Source organism: Chryseobacterium sp. KACC 21268 (assembly GCA_028736075.1).
In the GTDB taxonomy this organism is placed as follows: domain Bacteria; phylum Bacteroidota; class Bacteroidia; order Flavobacteriales; family Weeksellaceae; genus Epilithonimonas.
This window is the reverse complement of the sequence record CP117875.1, coordinates 3,764,024-3,780,234: the sequence shown is the minus strand read 5'-3', so window position 1 is coordinate 3,780,234 and position 16,211 is coordinate 3,764,024. Positions and strand designations below refer to the sequence as shown.

The 16,211-nt window shown below is 38.1% G+C and carries 18 protein-coding genes; 12 read left to right on the top strand and 6 right to left on the bottom strand.

Translation table 11 applies throughout. The features are described from left to right. The first annotated feature begins 4 nt into the window (after positions 1 to 4). Positions 5 to 1,276, top strand: a complete 1,272-nt coding sequence (murF, locus tag PQ459_17295; protein ID WDF46643.1) for a UDP-N-acetylmuramoyl-tripeptide--D-alanyl-D-alanine ligase — start codon at positions 5 to 7, stop codon at positions 1,274 to 1,276. Between the two features lie 22 nt (positions 1,277 to 1,298). On the opposite strand, the gene PQ459_17290 is transcribed toward murF, so the two are convergent. Beyond that, entirely contained in the window at positions 1,299 to 1,910 is a 612-nt protein-coding gene (locus PQ459_17290) for an NUDIX domain-containing protein (protein WDF46642.1), read from the bottom strand. Between the two features lie 37 nt (positions 1,911 to 1,947). Here PQ459_17290 and PQ459_17285 point away from each other — a divergent pair, with 37 nt between their 5' ends. Beyond that, a complete protein-coding gene (locus PQ459_17285) occupies positions 1,948 to 2,334 on the top strand; it encodes an SRPBCC family protein (protein ID WDF46641.1) in 387 nt (128 codons plus the stop codon). On the opposite strand, the gene PQ459_17280 is transcribed toward PQ459_17285, so the two are convergent. From PQ459_17280 to PQ459_17270, 3 genes are all read right to left on the bottom strand, one after another. Further along, the gene (locus PQ459_17280) at positions 2,331 to 3,383 is read right to left on the bottom strand and encodes an anhydro-N-acetylmuramic acid kinase (GenBank protein ID WDF46640.1); all 1,053 of its coding nucleotides are present in this window, start codon (positions 3,381 to 3,383) and stop codon (positions 2,331 to 2,333) included. The two genes, PQ459_17285 and PQ459_17280, sit on opposite strands and share 4 nt — an antisense overlap. A gap of 57 nt (positions 3,384 to 3,440) precedes the next feature. Further along, positions 3,441 to 3,974: an LPS export ABC transporter periplasmic protein LptC gene (gene lptC, locus PQ459_17275; protein ID WDF48741.1), complete on the bottom strand. Its 534-nt coding sequence runs from the start codon at positions 3,972 to 3,974 to the stop codon at positions 3,441 to 3,443. Between the two features lie 85 nt (positions 3,975 to 4,059). Beyond that, on the bottom strand, positions 4,060 to 5,340 hold the full coding sequence (locus PQ459_17270; GenBank protein ID WDF46639.1) for a hypothetical protein: 1,281 nt from the start codon (positions 5,338 to 5,340) through the stop codon (positions 4,060 to 4,062). A 302-nt stretch (positions 5,341 to 5,642) separates the two neighbouring features. On the opposite strand from PQ459_17270, the gene PQ459_17265 reads away from it, so the two are divergent. From PQ459_17265 to PQ459_17225, 9 genes are all read left to right on the top strand, one after another. Further along, on the top strand, positions 5,643 to 6,749 hold the full coding sequence (locus tag PQ459_17265; GenBank protein ID WDF46638.1) for a DNA polymerase III subunit delta': 1,107 nt from the start codon (positions 5,643 to 5,645) through the stop codon (positions 6,747 to 6,749). 60 nt (positions 6,750 to 6,809) lie between these two features. Beyond that, positions 6,810 to 7,181, top strand: coding sequence for a helix-turn-helix domain-containing protein (locus PQ459_17260; GenBank protein WDF46637.1), 372 nt, complete (start codon positions 6,810 to 6,812; stop codon positions 7,179 to 7,181). 84 nt (positions 7,182 to 7,265) lie between these two features. After that, a complete protein-coding gene (locus PQ459_17255) occupies positions 7,266 to 8,021 on the top strand; it encodes an SDR family oxidoreductase (protein WDF46636.1) in 756 nt (251 codons plus the stop codon). Positions 8,022 to 8,153: 132 nt separating this feature from the next. Next, positions 8,154 to 8,642, top strand: a complete 489-nt coding sequence (locus tag PQ459_17250) for a DUF1772 domain-containing protein (protein ID WDF46635.1) — start codon at positions 8,154 to 8,156, stop codon at positions 8,640 to 8,642. A gap of 155 nt (positions 8,643 to 8,797) precedes the next feature. After that, positions 8,798 to 9,430, top strand: coding sequence for a TetR family transcriptional regulator (locus PQ459_17245; GenBank protein WDF46634.1), 633 nt, complete (start codon positions 8,798 to 8,800; stop codon positions 9,428 to 9,430). Positions 9,431 to 9,464: 34 nt separating this feature from the next. Beyond that, the gene (locus PQ459_17240; GenBank protein ID WDF46633.1) at positions 9,465 to 10,766 is read left to right on the top strand and encodes a TolC family protein; all 1,302 of its coding nucleotides are present in this window, start codon (positions 9,465 to 9,467) and stop codon (positions 10,764 to 10,766) included. Between the two features lie 73 nt (positions 10,767 to 10,839). Next, entirely contained in the window at positions 10,840 to 11,955 is a 1,116-nt protein-coding gene (locus PQ459_17235; protein ID WDF46632.1) for an HlyD family secretion protein, read from the top strand. Positions 11,956 to 12,034: 79 nt separating this feature from the next. Then, on the top strand, positions 12,035 to 13,615 hold the full coding sequence (locus tag PQ459_17230) for a DHA2 family efflux MFS transporter permease subunit (GenBank protein ID WDF46631.1): 1,581 nt from the start codon (positions 12,035 to 12,037) through the stop codon (positions 13,613 to 13,615). A 117-nt stretch (positions 13,616 to 13,732) separates the two neighbouring features. Further along, the gene (locus tag PQ459_17225) at positions 13,733 to 14,134 is read left to right on the top strand and encodes a hypothetical protein (GenBank protein ID WDF46630.1); all 402 of its coding nucleotides are present in this window, start codon (positions 13,733 to 13,735) and stop codon (positions 14,132 to 14,134) included. 171 nt (positions 14,135 to 14,305) lie between these two features. Here the strand turns inward: PQ459_17225 and PQ459_17220 are convergent, their stop codons facing one another. Together PQ459_17220 and PQ459_17215 are read right to left on the bottom strand one after the other, a co-directional pair. Then, entirely contained in the window at positions 14,306 to 15,067 is a 762-nt protein-coding gene (locus PQ459_17220) for a helix-turn-helix transcriptional regulator (protein WDF46629.1), read from the bottom strand. Beyond that, positions 15,064 to 15,552: a hypothetical protein gene (locus tag PQ459_17215; protein ID WDF46628.1), complete on the bottom strand. Its 489-nt coding sequence runs from the start codon at positions 15,550 to 15,552 to the stop codon at positions 15,064 to 15,066. Before PQ459_17215 ends, PQ459_17220 begins: the two co-directional genes overlap by 4 nt. A gap of 92 nt (positions 15,553 to 15,644) precedes the next feature. Between PQ459_17215 and PQ459_17210 the strand changes: the two genes are divergently transcribed. Beyond that, a complete protein-coding gene (locus PQ459_17210) occupies positions 15,645 to 16,205 on the top strand; it encodes a sugar O-acetyltransferase (protein WDF46627.1) in 561 nt (186 codons plus the stop codon). Positions 16,206 to 16,211: the final 6 nt, after the last annotated feature.

The window sequence follows — 16,211 nt, the reverse complement described above, 5'->3', positions numbered from 1 at the left end:
ATTTATGAATATTAGCGAGTTTTATCCCATTTATTTGCAGAGTACAAATGTTGTTATCGACAGTAGAAAAATAGAACGTGGAAGCATTTTCTTTGCTTTTTCAGGTGACAATTACAACGCCGCTGAAAAAGCTAAGGAGGCGATTGATAAGGGTGCCATAGCAGTGATTATGGAAGATGAGAATTATTATGATCCTGAGAATAATATTTTTTATGTTCCCTCAACGTTACTATTTCTACAGCAATTATCTATATTACACCGAGATCAACTGGATATTCCAATCATTGGACTTACGGGAAGCAACGGGAAAACCACAACAAAGGAATTAATCAGCACCGTCTTAGCTAGTAAGTTCAAAACACAATTTACTTTTGGTAATCTTAATAATCATATCGGTGTTCCATTGACGCTGCTATCCATCAGAAAAGAGCACGAAATGGCGGTTATCGAAATGGGTGCCAATCACCAGAAGGAAATCGAAATGTTGTGCGAAATTGCAAAACCAAACATCGGTTACATTACCAATTTTGGGAAAGCGCATCTTGAAGGCTTTGGAGGTTACGAGGGCGTCATTAAAGGAAAATCTGAGTTGTATAATTATTTGATAAATAATGATCAAACAATTTTAGTTAATGAAAATGATGCGATTCAAAAAGAAAAAACAGACAGCTACTCTTCAAAAATAACATTCGGAGTACCCACCTCTGATTATCAATTTGAATCAATCTTCAAGAATAATTTTGTTGGGATTAAATACAAAGAGACAGAAATTTTTTCTAATCTGACAGGTAAATACAACTACGATAATATCTCAGCAGCAGTCGCTTTGGGATTACATTTTAAATTAAACATTGAAGACATAAAAGCGGCGATTGAAAATTATGTTCCTTCCAATATGCGGTCTCAGATTCAGAAAAAAGGAGAGAAAACATTGGTTCTGGATACCTACAATGCAAATCCAAGCAGTATGTTAGTCTCCTTGGAAAATTTCAAAACATTTGAGGGCAGCAAGACAATTATCATTGGCGATATGTTGGAGTTGGGCGAAGAAAGTTTGCAGGAACATCAAGCCATCATAGATTTTGCAAAGTCTTGTAATTTTGATGAGATCGTTACTGTTGGTCCACATTTCAAATCTGTCTATCAATCAGTAAATGCGTTCCTTAATACATCAGAATTGATTGAGAGACTGCAGCTGGTCCCAATCAAAGAAGAAAATATTCTGCTCAAAGCATCACGCGGAATAGCACTTGAGAAGATTATCGACTTTCTATAAAAACATAGAAAAACCTCAATTATTATTGAGGTTTTTTATTTTTAAAATCATTCAGAATCAGTTTGATATTTTGGAATGTCGAAGGCAAGATTTCATTTTCTACTTCGTCTTCATTTTTCCATCCCACTTCATTGATTCCTTCTTCTATCTGCGGTTTTGGTGTTCCCGTGCCACTGTAAAACATCTCAAACCAGTAGGTCGTTTTCAGGACTTTGTCGCCGTTTCTCTCAGTATAAATATGGTAAGTAGAGTTGATGAAATCCTTCAGTTCCAGATCGAAAATTCCGCATTCTTCTTCCACTTCTCGCACGGCAGCAAGTTCTTTGGATTCCCCTTTTTCAATTTTTCCTTTCGGAAGATCCCATTTTCCCAAGCGGTGAATGAAAAGAATTTTATTTTCAGGATTCAAAACAATCCCACCGGCTGCTTCTATGTTTCTAAAGAATCCTTTGAAATCTGCCCACAACTGCTCAATATCATTATGATAAATATTCAAGCCTTGCGATGCCGTATTTGTAAGAAGATCTACCGCAAATTCAAAGCTATGCGTCCCATCGTAATTCAATGTTTTTGGACTGTCCTGAGGCTTCTGACTCAAAACTATTTTTTTTTCATTGATAAAAACTTTATACATTTGTAAGGCTTTTGATATTAATACAAAAATATAAAAAATGAATTTAGAAGGACGAAAAATTATAGTAAATAAATCTTCATCAGAATTGGCAGGAATGCTGAAGAATCCACAAGATTATAAGGATCTAATGCCAGAAGGATTACAAAGTTTCGAAGCGAGAGAAGATGGTTTTAAATTCGGATTGAAGGGAATGCCAGAAATCGCTTTGAAGATTGATAACGTATCTGATAAAGAGGTCGTTCTGAAATCTGCAAGCTCCAGTCTTGATTTTGCTTTGACAGGAAATATGAATCCTTTGAACGACAAACAAACCGAAGTTCAATTGTTATTCGAAGGGAAATTCAATCCATTTATCAAAATGATGGTAGAAAAACCGCTTCAAAATTTCATCAATTCTTTGACAGATAAAATCGAACAACTTTAATTGGCAATCACTCCGGTCGAATGATCTGCCAAACTTCCGGTGGCTGATGACAAAACATTGTTGAGATCTAATGATCTCAAAACACCCATAAAAGCAAAAATCAAAGCTTCTTTATATTCAATGATTTCTTTCTGAGGAATTTGAATTTTGGTTTTGGTCTTTGCTTTTATTTTTTCGATGAGATAGCTGTTGTAAGCACCTCCGCCGGTTATCAAAACATTTTTAATTTCGAATTCATCCAATATTTTCGCAATCTGAATCGAAGAATGTTCCGTGAAAGTTGCTAAAAGATCTTCCGATTTTTTATTTTTAATTAATGGCAAAACCTGTGCATTGATCCATTCGATTCCCAGAGATTTCGGTGCTTTTTCAGTATAGAAATCTAATTGATTCAACTCATTCAGAAGTTCGAAATCAATACTTCCGGACCTTGCCATATCACCATTCTCATCATATTTCTTTCCGAGTTTCAAAGCCAGATCGTTCAGAATAATATTAACTGGACAAATGTCAAATGCAATTCGTTTCCCATCTCGCTTCAAAGAAATATTGGAAAATCCGCCAAGATTCAAGCAAGCGTCATATTCGGAAAACAGCAATTCGTCACCAATTGGAACCAAAGGAGCGCCGTTTCCACCAAGCAAAACATCTTGACTTCGAAAATCGTAAACCACCTTTTTATTAGTCTTAATTTTAATCGCTCGTCCATCGCCAATTTGTAAAGTGAATTTATTTTTGGGTTGATGAAAAACGGTATGTCCGTGAGAGGCAATTATATCAAGATCTGTAATGCTGTTTTTAGAAATGAATTCCTGCGCTTTCTCTCCAAGATAAAATCCATAATCGGAACTGAGTTGTAATAACTTTTCGCTGGAAGTGTGAATCGCATTCTTCAGGTCATCTTCCCAATCAATAGAGTAGGCGACGGTTTCACACTTCAAAATTTCGAAAGTCCAGGTGGAGTTGTCTCGTGTAAATCTCGAATAACAGATATCCAAACCGTCCAGACTGGTTCCAGACATCAAACCGATTGCGTGAAAAGTTGACATAGAAAAGTTTTTTTTGAATATCTAGATGCTAATCTTTAAGCTCTGAAGTCTGAAAAATTATTTGCTTGTAGCAGGTAAATTGGTAGAATTGAAACTCCCTGAATTATTAAAAAATGTATATTCGGAGAAGTCATCTTTAGCAACCATTCCGTGTGCACCTACCAAAATGTTTCCGTCTTTGTCCGAAACAAACACGGTGTCTTTGGTGTACATCTGTTGCTTCTTTTTGTCCCAGTTGATGGTTTCGGTGACAAAGGTTTGTCCTTCTGTAGTGATTATTTTCACTCTTCCTTTTGCAAAGTAAAAATCTTTCTTAATGTTATTTTTTGCATATTTTGCCCAGATTTTCCCCGGAACTTTTGGGTTTTTCTTGTCAAAGAATTCCAGGTAGATTCCTTTTTTTGCTTCGATGTATGGTGAGTCAATCAACTCATATTGCTCTATCAGCGGAGCTTTGAATCTTACCTTTACAGCGCCGGAGTCTCTTTGGATGATCGTTCCGTTGTGAATAATTGTGGAAGCAAAATTGGTTTTCTTATTCTGATTGATCTTCGTGAGATCCTCTTCGCAGGACTGCATAAGAAAAAACATCAGCAACAAAAAGAATTGTTGTGATGTTTTTAAGTTTAATATTTTGAAACAATAATCTTTCATAGATTATTTTGATTTTCTGTCATTAATTGTAGTAGCGCTTTTCAAACCACTTGTTTGCAAAGTTAATTCCAATTCTTAAGTTTACAAAATTCTGCTGGATCATATTATTTTCAAGCGTTCCTCTTTTTCCAACTTCCAATCCAAGATCGATGCTGTTCATACGATTGATCACACTTTTTTGGAAAGGTAGCGTAACGCCGGCAGTCAAAGCATATTTGTTGATATTGGTTCCATTGATCTGAAGATTTCCTTTCTCATAATATGCACCATATCTGTAGATGATTCTTGAAAAGTAAGAACGGAAGTTATTAAAGTTGGGTAAGTACCAACCTCCGACTGAGTATCTGTAAGAGTCCTGATAAGCCAGAGTGTTACCCAAGAAATTGAAATTTTCTCCTTTCTTGTAGTCTAGCTGAGTTCCCAAAAACCATTTTGTGTCTTTTCCGTAACCAATACCTAATGATCCTTCTTGAGGGAGGAACTTTTTGTCATAGTTGGTTTGTTGCTCAATGATTGTTTCGTAAGCTTTGTTTTCGCCGATTAAATAGAAATAAGTACTGTTGGTGTACATGTTTTTCATATTACCACTGTTCCCAATCGTGTATGTTGCACCCAAAGTCAGCTTATGATCGTTTGGCATTTTTTTCTGATAAGTCGTTCCCAACGTGAAATTGAATGCTTTTACTCTGTAACTGTTGGAGTATCCGCTTATCAATTCTGCAGAAGAAAAACTAACCTCTTCGATGTCATACAATTTTCCAAAATAAAAATTAGATCTCAAACCCAATGCAAACTCAGACGTGATCTGGTAAGACAACGCAGCCTGAATGGTGTTTAGGGAACCTTCACCTCGGAAGTTGTGATATTGTGTAACATTATCAGTCTGATTCAGCACATCGCTTGTTTGGATTTTATAACTCTTAGAGCTATACGGCTGAAATCCCATCCCGAATTTCACTTTTCTGGAAAGCGGAAATGCGATACTGATGTTGGATAGATAAGTAGAATGTTTGGTAGACTTCAGGTTGTTAAAGTCTGATTTGTAATAATTATTCTCGTTTGTACCTTCTACCTTGATGGTTGTAAGTTCCAAATTGGTATTTGCAGCAGGGTTTCGGAAATTAAAACTGTTATTAAAATCCCAAATATAAGCCGTAGAGATGCCTCCCATCGCATTTGTCTCCACTGTATTATCATATTTCACATCTCCAATTCCATAAGCGCCGTACGGTGAGTTTCCAATACTTTGCGCATTAAGCAAATATCCCGCAACTAATGATGATAAAACAAAAATTCTTTTCATATATAGATATTGATTGTTTTTTTAAAGGTGATAAAAATCCGTCAATATCCGTTTCTGTCTATTGATGACCTGAACTTTGGCGATTTTAGCCTTTAAAATTTCAATCCGCAAATATCTTAATTAATAATGAATTGCAAAAATATATTTCGGTTAAAGTTTGTTAAGTAATTTCGACGGTTGAGACTTATTTTACTATGGATCATAGCTATTTTTAGATTAATGAGTTCCTGTCCTGATCCATTCATTATAAAATCTGTACGGCGATAATCTCCAACTAAAAACTAATATTTATCTTTGTCCATATGAATTGGGAAAAGATTATCGGCCAGCAGGCGCTCAAAAATGTTTTACAAGACAGTATCCAAAATTCCAGAGTTGGGCACGCACAACTTTTTCTGGGAGAAGAGGGCTACGGCGTCTTACCTTTGGCTTTGGCGATGGCCCAGGAAATCTTTGAGAAAGAAAATCCATCATCCGTCCACAAAGTTGAGAATCTGAATCATCTTGATCTGCATTTCAGTTTTCCTGTTTTTACCGAAAAAAATATTTCACTAAGCAAGCGTTACTTTGACCAATGGCGCGAAATGATCTTGGAAAATCCCTATTCATCTTTTGATGACTGGACCAGTTTCCTGGAATCTGAGAACAAGCAATTTTTCATTTCTGCAGACGAGGCCGAGGACATCGGTCAGCGTTTTATGCTCAAAAGTTTTGAAGGCGGAAGCAAGATTCTCATTGTTTGGCGAGCCGATAAAATGAACGATTCTGCAGCCAATAAAATCCTGAAGTTCCTGGAAGAACCGCCTAAAAATACCTACATCATTCTTTGTGCGCCAAGTGCAAATGATATTTTGCCAACCATTTTATCAAGATGTCAAATCGTGAATGTCCCAAGAATCGATAATGAGGATATTTTGCAAAGCCTTCCAAATAAAGAAACAGCCAAGGAAATTTCGTATCAATCTCAAGGTGACTGGAATCTTGCGAAATTTCTATCTGAAAATAATGTCGGGACATCAGAATTTGAGACTTTATTTATTCAATGGGTTCGTAATGCATTTCAGGCCAAAAAGAAACCAGAAGTTTTGCGCGAAATCGTGAAATGGGCACGCCAAATCTCCGAATGGAACCGTGAGAAACAAATGAAATTCCTCAATTACTGTATCGAAATCTTCCGTTTGGCAATGCTCCAAAATTATGGGAATGACAATCTGGTTTATAAAAAACTTTCCGAAGGCAACTTCAACTGGTCAGCTTTTTCGAAATTTATTCACGGAGCCAATATTGTTTCCATCGTGGAGGAGATCACGGACGCTTCCTATCATATTTCCAGAAACGCCAATTCCAAGATCGTATTGACAGATATGGGAATCAAATTGACAAGATACATTCACAAGGCTTCGAGTTAATATTTTAATAATATTTTTCTTAAGATTTCATTAATAAAAACACTGAAATCAACGCAAAAGATGAAGGAAACTAAAAAACGCAGTGAGGAAATCACAAACCAGTATTTAAAATTTTTAGATCAACATATAGAAGATGTTTCTAACGGTGATGTTCCAGAGTTTTTGGAACTCAATCAGATAGCTTCAAAATTGAATATTTCCCACTCACATCTTTCTGATATTGTACAAGAATCCACAGGTCATCATCCCTGCCATTTCTATGACCTGAAAATAATTGATAAAGCTAAATTCCTCTTGACAGAAACCGATTTGTCTATAGCAGAAATTGCAAAAAAACTCACTTATGATCCTTCCAATTTTGGAAAATTCTTCAAAAAATTTACAGGCAAAACAGCTGGGGAATTTCGCAAAGAACAATTAAAATCATTCTAAAATAAAGTTCCGAAAAGTTCACCACGATATTATTTTTTCCCTTCTGCATCTTTGCATCATTAAAAGATTCTAAAAATATAAAAGATGTCAAGAAACGATTTAAACGGAAAAGTAGTATTGATTGCAGGTGGCGCAAAAAATTTAGGCGGACTACTGAGCCGTAATTTTGCAGCTAAAGGAGCAAAAGTTGCTGTACACTACAACAGCGACAGCACAAAAGTAGATGCCGAAAAAACATTGGCAGATATTACCAACGCCGGTGGTGAGGCCTTTATCTTCCAAGCAGATTTGACCAAAGTTGAAAATATTTCTAAACTTTTCGAAGCTACAAAACAAAAATTCGGCGGCATCGATATCGCCATCAACACGGTTGGAATGGTCCTGAAAAAACCTTTTTTGGAAACCACGGAAGCAGATTATGACACGATGTTCGACATCAATTCAAAAGTCGCATATTTTTTCATCCAGGAAGCGGGGAAACATTTGAACGAAAATGGAAAGATCAACACCATCGTTACTTCATTATTAGCGGCCTACACAGGTTTGTACTCTACATACGCTGGAGCAAAAGCGCCAGTTGAGCATTTCACGAGAATGGCTTCAAAAGAATTTGGCGAAAGAGGAATTTCAGTTTCGGCAGTGGCACCAGGACCGATGGATACGCCATTTTTCTACGGACAAGAAGCGCCGGAAGCAGTTGCGTATCACAAGTCGGCTTCAGCTTTGGGCGGATTGACAGATATCAAAGACATTGCGCCTTTGGTAGAGTTTTTGGTAACGGACGGATGGTGGATCACCGGACAAACTATTTTTGCAAACGGCGGTTACACCACGAGATAAAATTGCATTAGTAAAAAATCATTCATAAAGCGAATAACATCAGTTGTTCGCTTTTTTTTAATATATAATTATCTGTTTTGTAGTTTGTTATAGCTTTTATTATTAAATTTATATCAAATTAATCATCAGAAAATGAAAAAAGCAATCCTCTTCACTTCCGTTGCATTGGCGAGTGGTATTTTGTTCGCAAATGTTTTTAATTCAATAGTCATTTCTGATGCTGCCAGAAGTGATATTCCAAATTCCATCGTAGCGGCGAGGGAATATTTCAAAACCGTAAATCCCGGCGACTTCTTCAAGATATTTTCGCCAGTTACCCAAGTTTTTACTTTATTATCTTTGATTTTATTTTGGAAGACAGGAAAGTCTGTGCGATTGTTTCTTGGAATTGCTTTGGTGTGTTCAATTTTGGGCGATATTTTGGCATTTACTTATTTCCATCCTCGGAATGATCTGATGTATCTTTCCCAACCGATTCTCGATACAGAAACTCTCAAAACCATCTCATCGGAATGGAGTTATATGAATTGGGTACGGTCTTTCATACTTCTCGTTGGTGTTATTTTCTCATTTCTTGCTGTTGATAAAATCTATTCTCTCAAGCGAAACTCAGATCTTTAATTTTTTTTTGAGCATTAATATTCCTCCAAACCATTATTAAATCTGACTTCTAAATTCTAAATGAAGCCTCTAATTTTGTTCATAAAAAATTAATCAAACAAATGTTTGATTGAATGTGTTTTTTGATTTAACTTTGCAGCGCTAAAATCAAGAATATGCCAACAAAAGAAGAACATATCATGATGGCCGCGGAAAAACTCTTCGCTGCCAACGGTTATAATGGAACTTCTGTGCGAGATATTGCTGCCAAAGCGAAAGTGAATGTCTCAATGATCTCTTACTATTTCGGGTCCAAAGAAAACCTGATGGAGGAGCTTTTTAAATGGAGAATGGAAGAAGGCCTCAACTTCGCCAAGAATATCGTAGAAAACACTGACCTTACAGAAATCGAAAAGATTGACGCTTTTGTCGATAATTTTGTGAATCGTGTGCAAAAATTTCGGGATTTTTATTTGTTGATCCACACACAGCAGGTCATCAGCCAAAACAAAAATATTCAGAATTTCCTAAGAGCTTCGAAGATCAATTATATAGAAATTAATCAGAAAATCGTAGAAATAGGATTGGAGAAAGGCATTTTCACCAAGAGACCATCTTTCCATCTGTTGCAATGCACGATTTCCGGAACTATCTTCAATGCGATGCACGGCATCAAAATGTACAAGGAATATCTGAAAAAGAACAACGCAGATTTTGACGAAAAACTTTACGAAAGCCAATACTTTCAGGAAGCTGCTGCTCACGTGAAAACGGTTGTGAGAGCACTCATCGGTTATCAAGAAAATTAAACTACACTCAATTATATCAACAATAATGCAAACAATGAATCAATTTTTAACAGCAATTATTCTTGTCGGAACTTTCGGTTTCTTTTCTGCTCAGGAAAAACGAACCATTAGTCTGGAAGAAGCTGTTAAATTAGGGATCGAGAACAGCAAAAATCTAAAAATAGACCGCGCTCAGATCGAAGAATCTACAGCCAACCTTTTGGCAGCGAAGAACAAACAATTACCGGAACTGACGGTTTCTGGCAGTTATTTGTATTTACCACTAGAACCACACGTGGACCTGAAGATCCAGGGAATGGCTGGCGGCGGACCAAAAGTGAGCAACGTGCTTTATGGTTCTGCTAATGTCTCAGTGCCGATCTATTCTGGTGGAAGGATCAAATACGGGATCAAATCTGCAGAATATCTCGTTGAAGCTTCAAAACTGAATGCTGAAAATGATAAGAATGCCATTGCCTACAACATTTCTCAAGCCTACAACAATTTGTTCAAAGCTAATGAGGTTGTAAAACTTCTGAAAGAAAATCTGACCTCATCTCAAAAGAGAGATCAATCTTTCATCAAGTTGGAAAATAACGGCGTGATCGCAAGAAATGACCGTTTGAAAGCACAACTTCAAACTTCGAATATCGAATTGCAATTGATGGAAGCCGAGAACAATTACAGCATCGCCAACATCAATATGGATCTGCTATTAGGACTTCCTGACAACACAGAGATCGAAGTGGATTCCAATTACATCGGAGAAGATGACCTTACGAAACCGGATGATTATTATTTGAACTTGGCTAGAGAAAACAGAAATGATCTGAAAGCTTTGGACTATCAAAGAAAAGCAGCAGCGCTTGGAAGCAAATCTGCAAAAGCGGAAAATCTTCCTTCGATTGCTTTCACAGGTGGTTACGTAGCGGCAGATGTTCCGAAACTTTTGACGATTTACAATGCTGTAAATGTTGGCGTTGGATTGCAATATAATCTTTCCAACATCTGGAAAAAGAATTCCAGTTACATCCAGTCGAAAGCTAGAGAACAGGAATTGGCAGCGAACAATGATTTGCTTAATGACAACGTGACCTTGGAAGTGCGACGTGATTATCAAAATGACCTCTACGCCCACAAGAAGATCGATGTCTATCAAAGAGCGTTGGAGCAGGCGGAGGAAAATTACAGAATTACACTTAACAAGTACAACGCAGGATTGGAAACCATCACCAACCTTCTAGATGCTGACACAGCAAAGATCACGGCTAACGTCAACGTGGTCACGTCAAAAGCAGACGCAGCATTGGCTCACAAAAAATTATTACAAACTACAGGAACAATTACTAATAATTGATAATCGATCAACGATAATTGATAACATAACGAACTCTAAACTTAGAACATAAAAAACTTTAAATAAAAAAATAATGGCACAAGACAATATAAAATTCGAGCAGGGCGAAGTTCCTGTGAAAAAGAAAAAAAGTCCGGTTTTCTACATCGTTCTTACAGTTGCAGTTTTGGCAGCGGCTTTCTTTGGTTTCAGACAATATCAATATGGACAAGCCCACGAGGAGACTGATGATGCACAGATTGCAGCAGACGTGAGTCCAGTAATCTCTAAGATCTCAGGTTACATCTCTGAGGTTAAAGTGAAAGACAATCAATTCGTGAAAAAAGGAGATACATTGATCATCCTGGATAACAGAGATCAGACAATGGCAGTTTCTCAGGCGGAAGCAGCTTTGGGAACAGCTCAAAGTAATGTCGCTTCCGCGCACGCAGGTTCAGAGGCTGCAGCTTCAGGGATCAATAATTCCAGAGCAGCCGTTCAAACAGCCAATGCACAGATTGAAGCTGCAAAAGTGAATGTTTGGAGAACAGAGCAGGATATGAAAAGATATACTGAATTGGTAAAAGACCACACGATCACGCAACAACAATACGAGCAGGCTTCTGCAGCTTATCAAACCGCTCAGAAACAACTTCAGGTTTTGGTAGATCAGAAAAATCAGGCCAATGTTCAGACTGGCGTGGTGACTTCTCAGTCCAATGCGACTTATCAGAATATCGGTATTGCCAATTCTACTTTGAAACAAAGACAAGTGGAAGTGGAAACGGCTAAGTTGAACCTTTCCTACACAGTGATCACGGCGAAAGAAAGTGGTTATGTTTCTAAAATTCCAGTTCAGGCAGGACAGTTTATCCAGGCTGGTTCTCAGTTGTTCAGTGTGGTATTGAGCAATCAGAAATGGGTGGTTGCCAACTTCAAAGAAACACAGGTTGAAAAAATGGTGGAAGGACAAAAAGTAGAGATCGAGATCGATGCTTATCCTGATCAAAAATTCCAGGGAACGATCAGCTCTTTCTCTCCGGCAACAGGTTCTGCATTCGCATTGCTTCCTCCGGACAATGCCAGTGGAAACTTCGTGAAAGTAGTTCAGAGACTTCCGGTGAAGATTACGTTTGATAATCTTAATGAAGATATTATGAAGAAACTACGCGTTGGGATGAATGTTCAAACAACGGTTTCATTAAAATAATAAAATAAGGAAGCCGGAAAAGGGAAACACGAAGTTTTAAACTTCCATCTTCCAGCCTCTGTCTTCCAACTCAGAAATTATGCAAGACGATTCATTAGTAGAATATGGATTCCGCAGAACCATTATTACCATCACCGCCATTATGTGCGCCCTTCTGGAGATTGTAGATTCCACGATCGTGAATGTGGCCCTTAATGAAATGAAAGGTAATCTTGGTGCCACACTTTCCGAAGTGGGTTGGGTCATCACCGCTTATGCCATTGGTAACGTCATTATCGTTCCGATGACAAGCTGGTTGTCTCAGCAGTTCGGAAGACGAAATTATTTTGCGGCGTCCATCATTATATTCACGATTTTTTCTTTTCTCTGTGGTAATGCCACCAACATTTGGGAATTGGTATTTTTCCGATTGATGCAGGGAATTGGAGGTGGAGCACTTTTGGTGACTTCGCAGACGATCATTACAGAATCCTATCCGGTGGAGAAGAGAAGTATGGCGCAGGCGATCTATGGTCTGGGTGTTATTATCGGTCCAACTTTAGGTCCACCTTTGGGAGGTTATATTGTTGATAATTACAGCTGGCCTTATATTTTTTACATCAATATTCCTTTGGGGATTATCGCCACATTATTGACGATACAGTTTGTAAAAAGTCCGAGATACTCGGAGAAACGTTCGATTTCCGATGTCGATTGGGCAGGAATCGGATTGTTGGCAGCCTTCGTAGGTTCATTGCAATACATTTTGGAAAGAGGCCACGAGGACGATTGGTTCGAGAGCAAAGCCATCGTTTTCTTAACCATCACAGCAGTTGTAGGCTTCATCCTTTTCATTTGGAGAGAACTCACCTTCAAATATCCGATTGTAGAACTTAGAGTTTTGAAGAACGGAAACCTGAGGATCGGAACCATTATGTCCTTCGTTTTAGGATTTGGTTTGTACGGTTCCACGTTCATCGTTCCACTTTATACACAAAGTATTCTCGGCTGGACAGCCTTGCAATCTGGAGCTTTGATGATACCTGCAGCGTTGACGACCGCCTTTATGATGCCGATCATTGGACAATTGTTGACAAGAGGTGTCAAACAGCAGATCTTGGTAGCCTTAGGATTATTGATATTCTTCGTTTACAGTTTCTGGGGTTATAAGATCATCACACCAGACACAGGGAAAGACGCCTTCTTCTGGATGTTGATTGTCCGCGGAATGGGCTTGGGATTGTTATTTATTCCAATCACCTCATTATCATTAAGTACTTTGAAAGGTCCTGAGATCGGTCAAGGTGCCGCTTTCACAGGAATGATGCGTCAGCTCGGTGGTTCCTTTGGGATTGCCGCGATCACGACTTTCATCGCCAACAAAAGTGAATTGTACAGAAGCACACTTGTCGCACATTTGGATGTCAACGATTTGGATGTTCAACAGAGAGTTGCCGGACTTAAGGCAAGTTTCATCGCAAAAGGAATGGCGCCGGACAAAGCACTTCAGTCGGCTTATCAGATTCTGGATTATGGCGTTACGAAACAGGCTACAGTACTTTCTTATATGGATGTTTTCCTTTATTTAGGATTGATGTTCCTCATCTGTATCCCGTTCGTATTATTCGTAAGAGAACGCAAAGGCAAGGGCGAGAAGATCGACCTTAGCTCAGCGCATTAATATTTATTTTTTTTAGTTATTTGTGTAAAAACTCAGTATCAGAAATGGTTCTGAGTTTTTTTGGCACTGATTTTTCTGCTTATCGCTTATCGCACGATCACCTCAAAACCAAATCTTATGCTGCCTCTCGCTTCTCAATTGATCTATCTGTTCGTCATCGCACTTCCCGTCGCTTGCGTCGCCTGGACGGTCACTCACGAGGAAATTTTCCGCGAACCGAGGGAATATTGCCAGAATGTTTGCGGCACGACGAAGTCTCTGGCGAAGCGAAAATTCTTTTACCTCTTCACCTGCGAGTACTGTTTCAGCCATTACATCAGTTTCATATTTCTTGTCATCACGCAGTACAAGTTGCTTTACGACGATTGGCGCGGTTACCTGCTGGCATTTTTTGCATTGGTTTGGGTTGCGAATTGGTATATGAGTCTCTTCGGCTACCTGCGCCAAAGCCTGAAAGTCGAGAAGATAGAAGCCAACATCAAAGACATCGACCTCAAAGAACTGGAAAGCGAAAAGTAATGATCTAAATATTCAGGAGCCGGGAACCTGCTGTCCACTATATCTTTTTCTCGGTACCTGAGCATAGTCCAAGGCTACCAATAAAAAGGATGCCGTTCCAATCAGGGCTAGGGATTTTCAACCTTTAACCAATTTTTACAACCAAAAAGAACTCTCCAACCCTCCAACTCATCATATCCATCGCAACTTCGCCGCCATCACACAGGCTTCCGTCATATTCCCAACACGCAGTTTCTCCAACATATTCTGCCGATGCCGATTCACAGTATTAATGCTGATAAAAAGCAACTCCGCAATTTCCTTACTTCTTTTCCCATCCTGGATCATCTTCAAGATTTCCTTTTCCCGACCCGATAGAAACGCAGAATTCCCGGCCTCCGTCTGATGAATGACCGAACTGTTCGCCGTATTGATGATCATTCCGTGATGAAGAGACGAGTTCAGAAAATCAAAATGATAAAGGCAAAGTGCCAGTTCTACATTTTTATCATCAGGATTGGTAAAATAAAACATTTTATGCAAAAGCGCTTTCTGATTGGGGTTGTCAGCAATTCTCAACCTGCTCACCACACAATAATCTTTATGCTCTTCAAACGGAATCGTCTTGATGAACTGAAAAAACTGAAGTTCCAGCAAATGCTTCTGCAAAACATCTTCAGCATTTAATTTCGCAAAAAGTTCTTCCTCCCAAATGCTCTCAATCTCCTGTGTATTTTCTTCCTGAAAGATGTCCAGTGCATCCGCCAATTTCCCTGAATAAACATAACTTTTATTATTTTGAAGGTCGCTGAGAACTGCAATGCCGTTTTCTAAAACCACAAAATGCTGTGCAATTTCCTGACACTTTTGTAACTGCAAATTTTCGCTTTCTAAAGAGGAAGAGAATTCTTGTTGAAGGAGTTTTTCGTTGAGGTCGGATTGGATGGTTTTCATTTATTGATAGTTACATTATTCTTTAATGTATTTTTAAAGAAAGAGTCTATTTCTGAAAGAGTAGTATTTAGTTTTTTTATGTCTTTTATTTCGTTTGAATTTTCATCGTAAAGAATTTTATTTGGTTTGTAGTTTATGTAATTAATTGTAGAATCAATTTTCACGTTTTTTTCAATTATCAGTCTATCATATTCATAGTTTCTTTTAACAACAAACTGATACTTTAAAGTCTTATCTGTAAAATAAGTGTAATTTAATTTTCCTGTTTCACCATATATGAAAAAATCAAAAACAAGTTTGTCGGAATTATTCTGATAACAAATTATTTCTCCACCTTCACTTGAAACATTTTCTAACGCTGTGGAATCAACACGATATTGATTTTTTGTTTGATTAAATTCAGATAGAATTGGAAAGTTATCTGCAACTTTCTTTTCACAGGAATTGAATAAAATTATTGAAAATATTAGAATGTAATTTTTCATTGAATTACAAGTTGTAACAAATTGGTTATAAATCAGTATTGATAAAAACAGCCAAACACCATAAATTTGCCCATTATCAAAGTAAAAATACAATGAATAATCTGAACGAAAAAGAAAAGATGCTGAGCGGAGAAATCTATGACGCGTCAGACAAACATCTCATCAAAGAACGAAATATCGCCAAAGACCTCTGTTTTGAATACAATCACCTTCAGCCTTCCAAGCTTAAAGAAAGAAAAGCCTTAATCAAAAAACTCTTCGGCAAAACCGGGAAAATGTTCCACATCGAGCAACCTTTTTACTGCGATTATGGCTACAATATCGAGATTGGCGAGAACTTCTACACCAACGTCAACGTCGTGATTCTTGATTGTGCAAAAGTCAGTTTCGGAGACAACGTGATGATTGCACCCAACTGCGGATTCTACACAGCTGGTCATCCATTCGACGTCGAGCAGCGCAACAAAGCTTTGGAATACGCTTATCCAATCAAGGTGGGAAACAATGTGTGGATTGGCGCAGGCTGCACCATTCTTCCCGGCGTAACGATTGGAGACAATACGGTGATAGGAGCGGGAAGCGTGGTGACCAAAGATATTCCTGCCAATGTTTTAGCGGTCGGAAATCCGTGCAAAGTCATTCGCGAACTATAAATCAAT

Coding starts and splice junctions, on each gene's coding strand:
- murF (WDF46643.1), top strand. CDS start 5: ATGAATATTAGCGAGTTTTATCCCATTTATTTGCAGAGTACAAATGTT.
- PQ459_17290 (WDF46642.1), bottom strand. CDS start 1,910: ATGTATAAAGTTTTTATCAATGAAAAAAAAATAGTTTTGAGTCAGAAG.
- PQ459_17285 (WDF46641.1), top strand. CDS start 1,948: ATGAATTTAGAAGGACGAAAAATTATAGTAAATAAATCTTCATCAGAA.
- PQ459_17280 (WDF46640.1), bottom strand. CDS start 3,383: ATGTCAACTTTTCACGCAATCGGTTTGATGTCTGGAACCAGTCTGGAC.
- lptC (WDF48741.1), bottom strand. CDS start 3,974: ATGTTTTTTCTTATGCAGTCCTGCGAAGAGGATCTCACGAAGATCAAT.
- PQ459_17270 (WDF46639.1), bottom strand. CDS start 5,340: ATGAAAAGAATTTTTGTTTTATCATCATTAGTTGCGGGATATTTGCTT.
- PQ459_17265 (WDF46638.1), top strand. CDS start 5,643: ATGAATTGGGAAAAGATTATCGGCCAGCAGGCGCTCAAAAATGTTTTA.
- PQ459_17260 (WDF46637.1), top strand. CDS start 6,810: ATGAAGGAAACTAAAAAACGCAGTGAGGAAATCACAAACCAGTATTTA.
- PQ459_17255 (WDF46636.1), top strand. CDS start 7,266: ATGTCAAGAAACGATTTAAACGGAAAAGTAGTATTGATTGCAGGTGGC.
- PQ459_17250 (WDF46635.1), top strand. CDS start 8,154: ATGAAAAAAGCAATCCTCTTCACTTCCGTTGCATTGGCGAGTGGTATT.
- PQ459_17245 (WDF46634.1), top strand. CDS start 8,798: ATGCCAACAAAAGAAGAACATATCATGATGGCCGCGGAAAAACTCTTC.
- PQ459_17240 (WDF46633.1), top strand. CDS start 9,465: ATGAATCAATTTTTAACAGCAATTATTCTTGTCGGAACTTTCGGTTTC.
- PQ459_17235 (WDF46632.1), top strand. CDS start 10,840: ATGGCACAAGACAATATAAAATTCGAGCAGGGCGAAGTTCCTGTGAAA.
- PQ459_17230 (WDF46631.1), top strand. CDS start 12,035: ATGCAAGACGATTCATTAGTAGAATATGGATTCCGCAGAACCATTATT.
- PQ459_17225 (WDF46630.1), top strand. CDS start 13,733: ATGCTGCCTCTCGCTTCTCAATTGATCTATCTGTTCGTCATCGCACTT.
- PQ459_17220 (WDF46629.1), bottom strand. CDS start 15,067: ATGAAAACCATCCAATCCGACCTCAACGAAAAACTCCTTCAACAAGAA.
- PQ459_17215 (WDF46628.1), bottom strand. CDS start 15,552: ATGAAAAATTACATTCTAATATTTTCAATAATTTTATTCAATTCCTGT.
- PQ459_17210 (WDF46627.1), top strand. CDS start 15,645: ATGAATAATCTGAACGAAAAAGAAAAGATGCTGAGCGGAGAAATCTAT.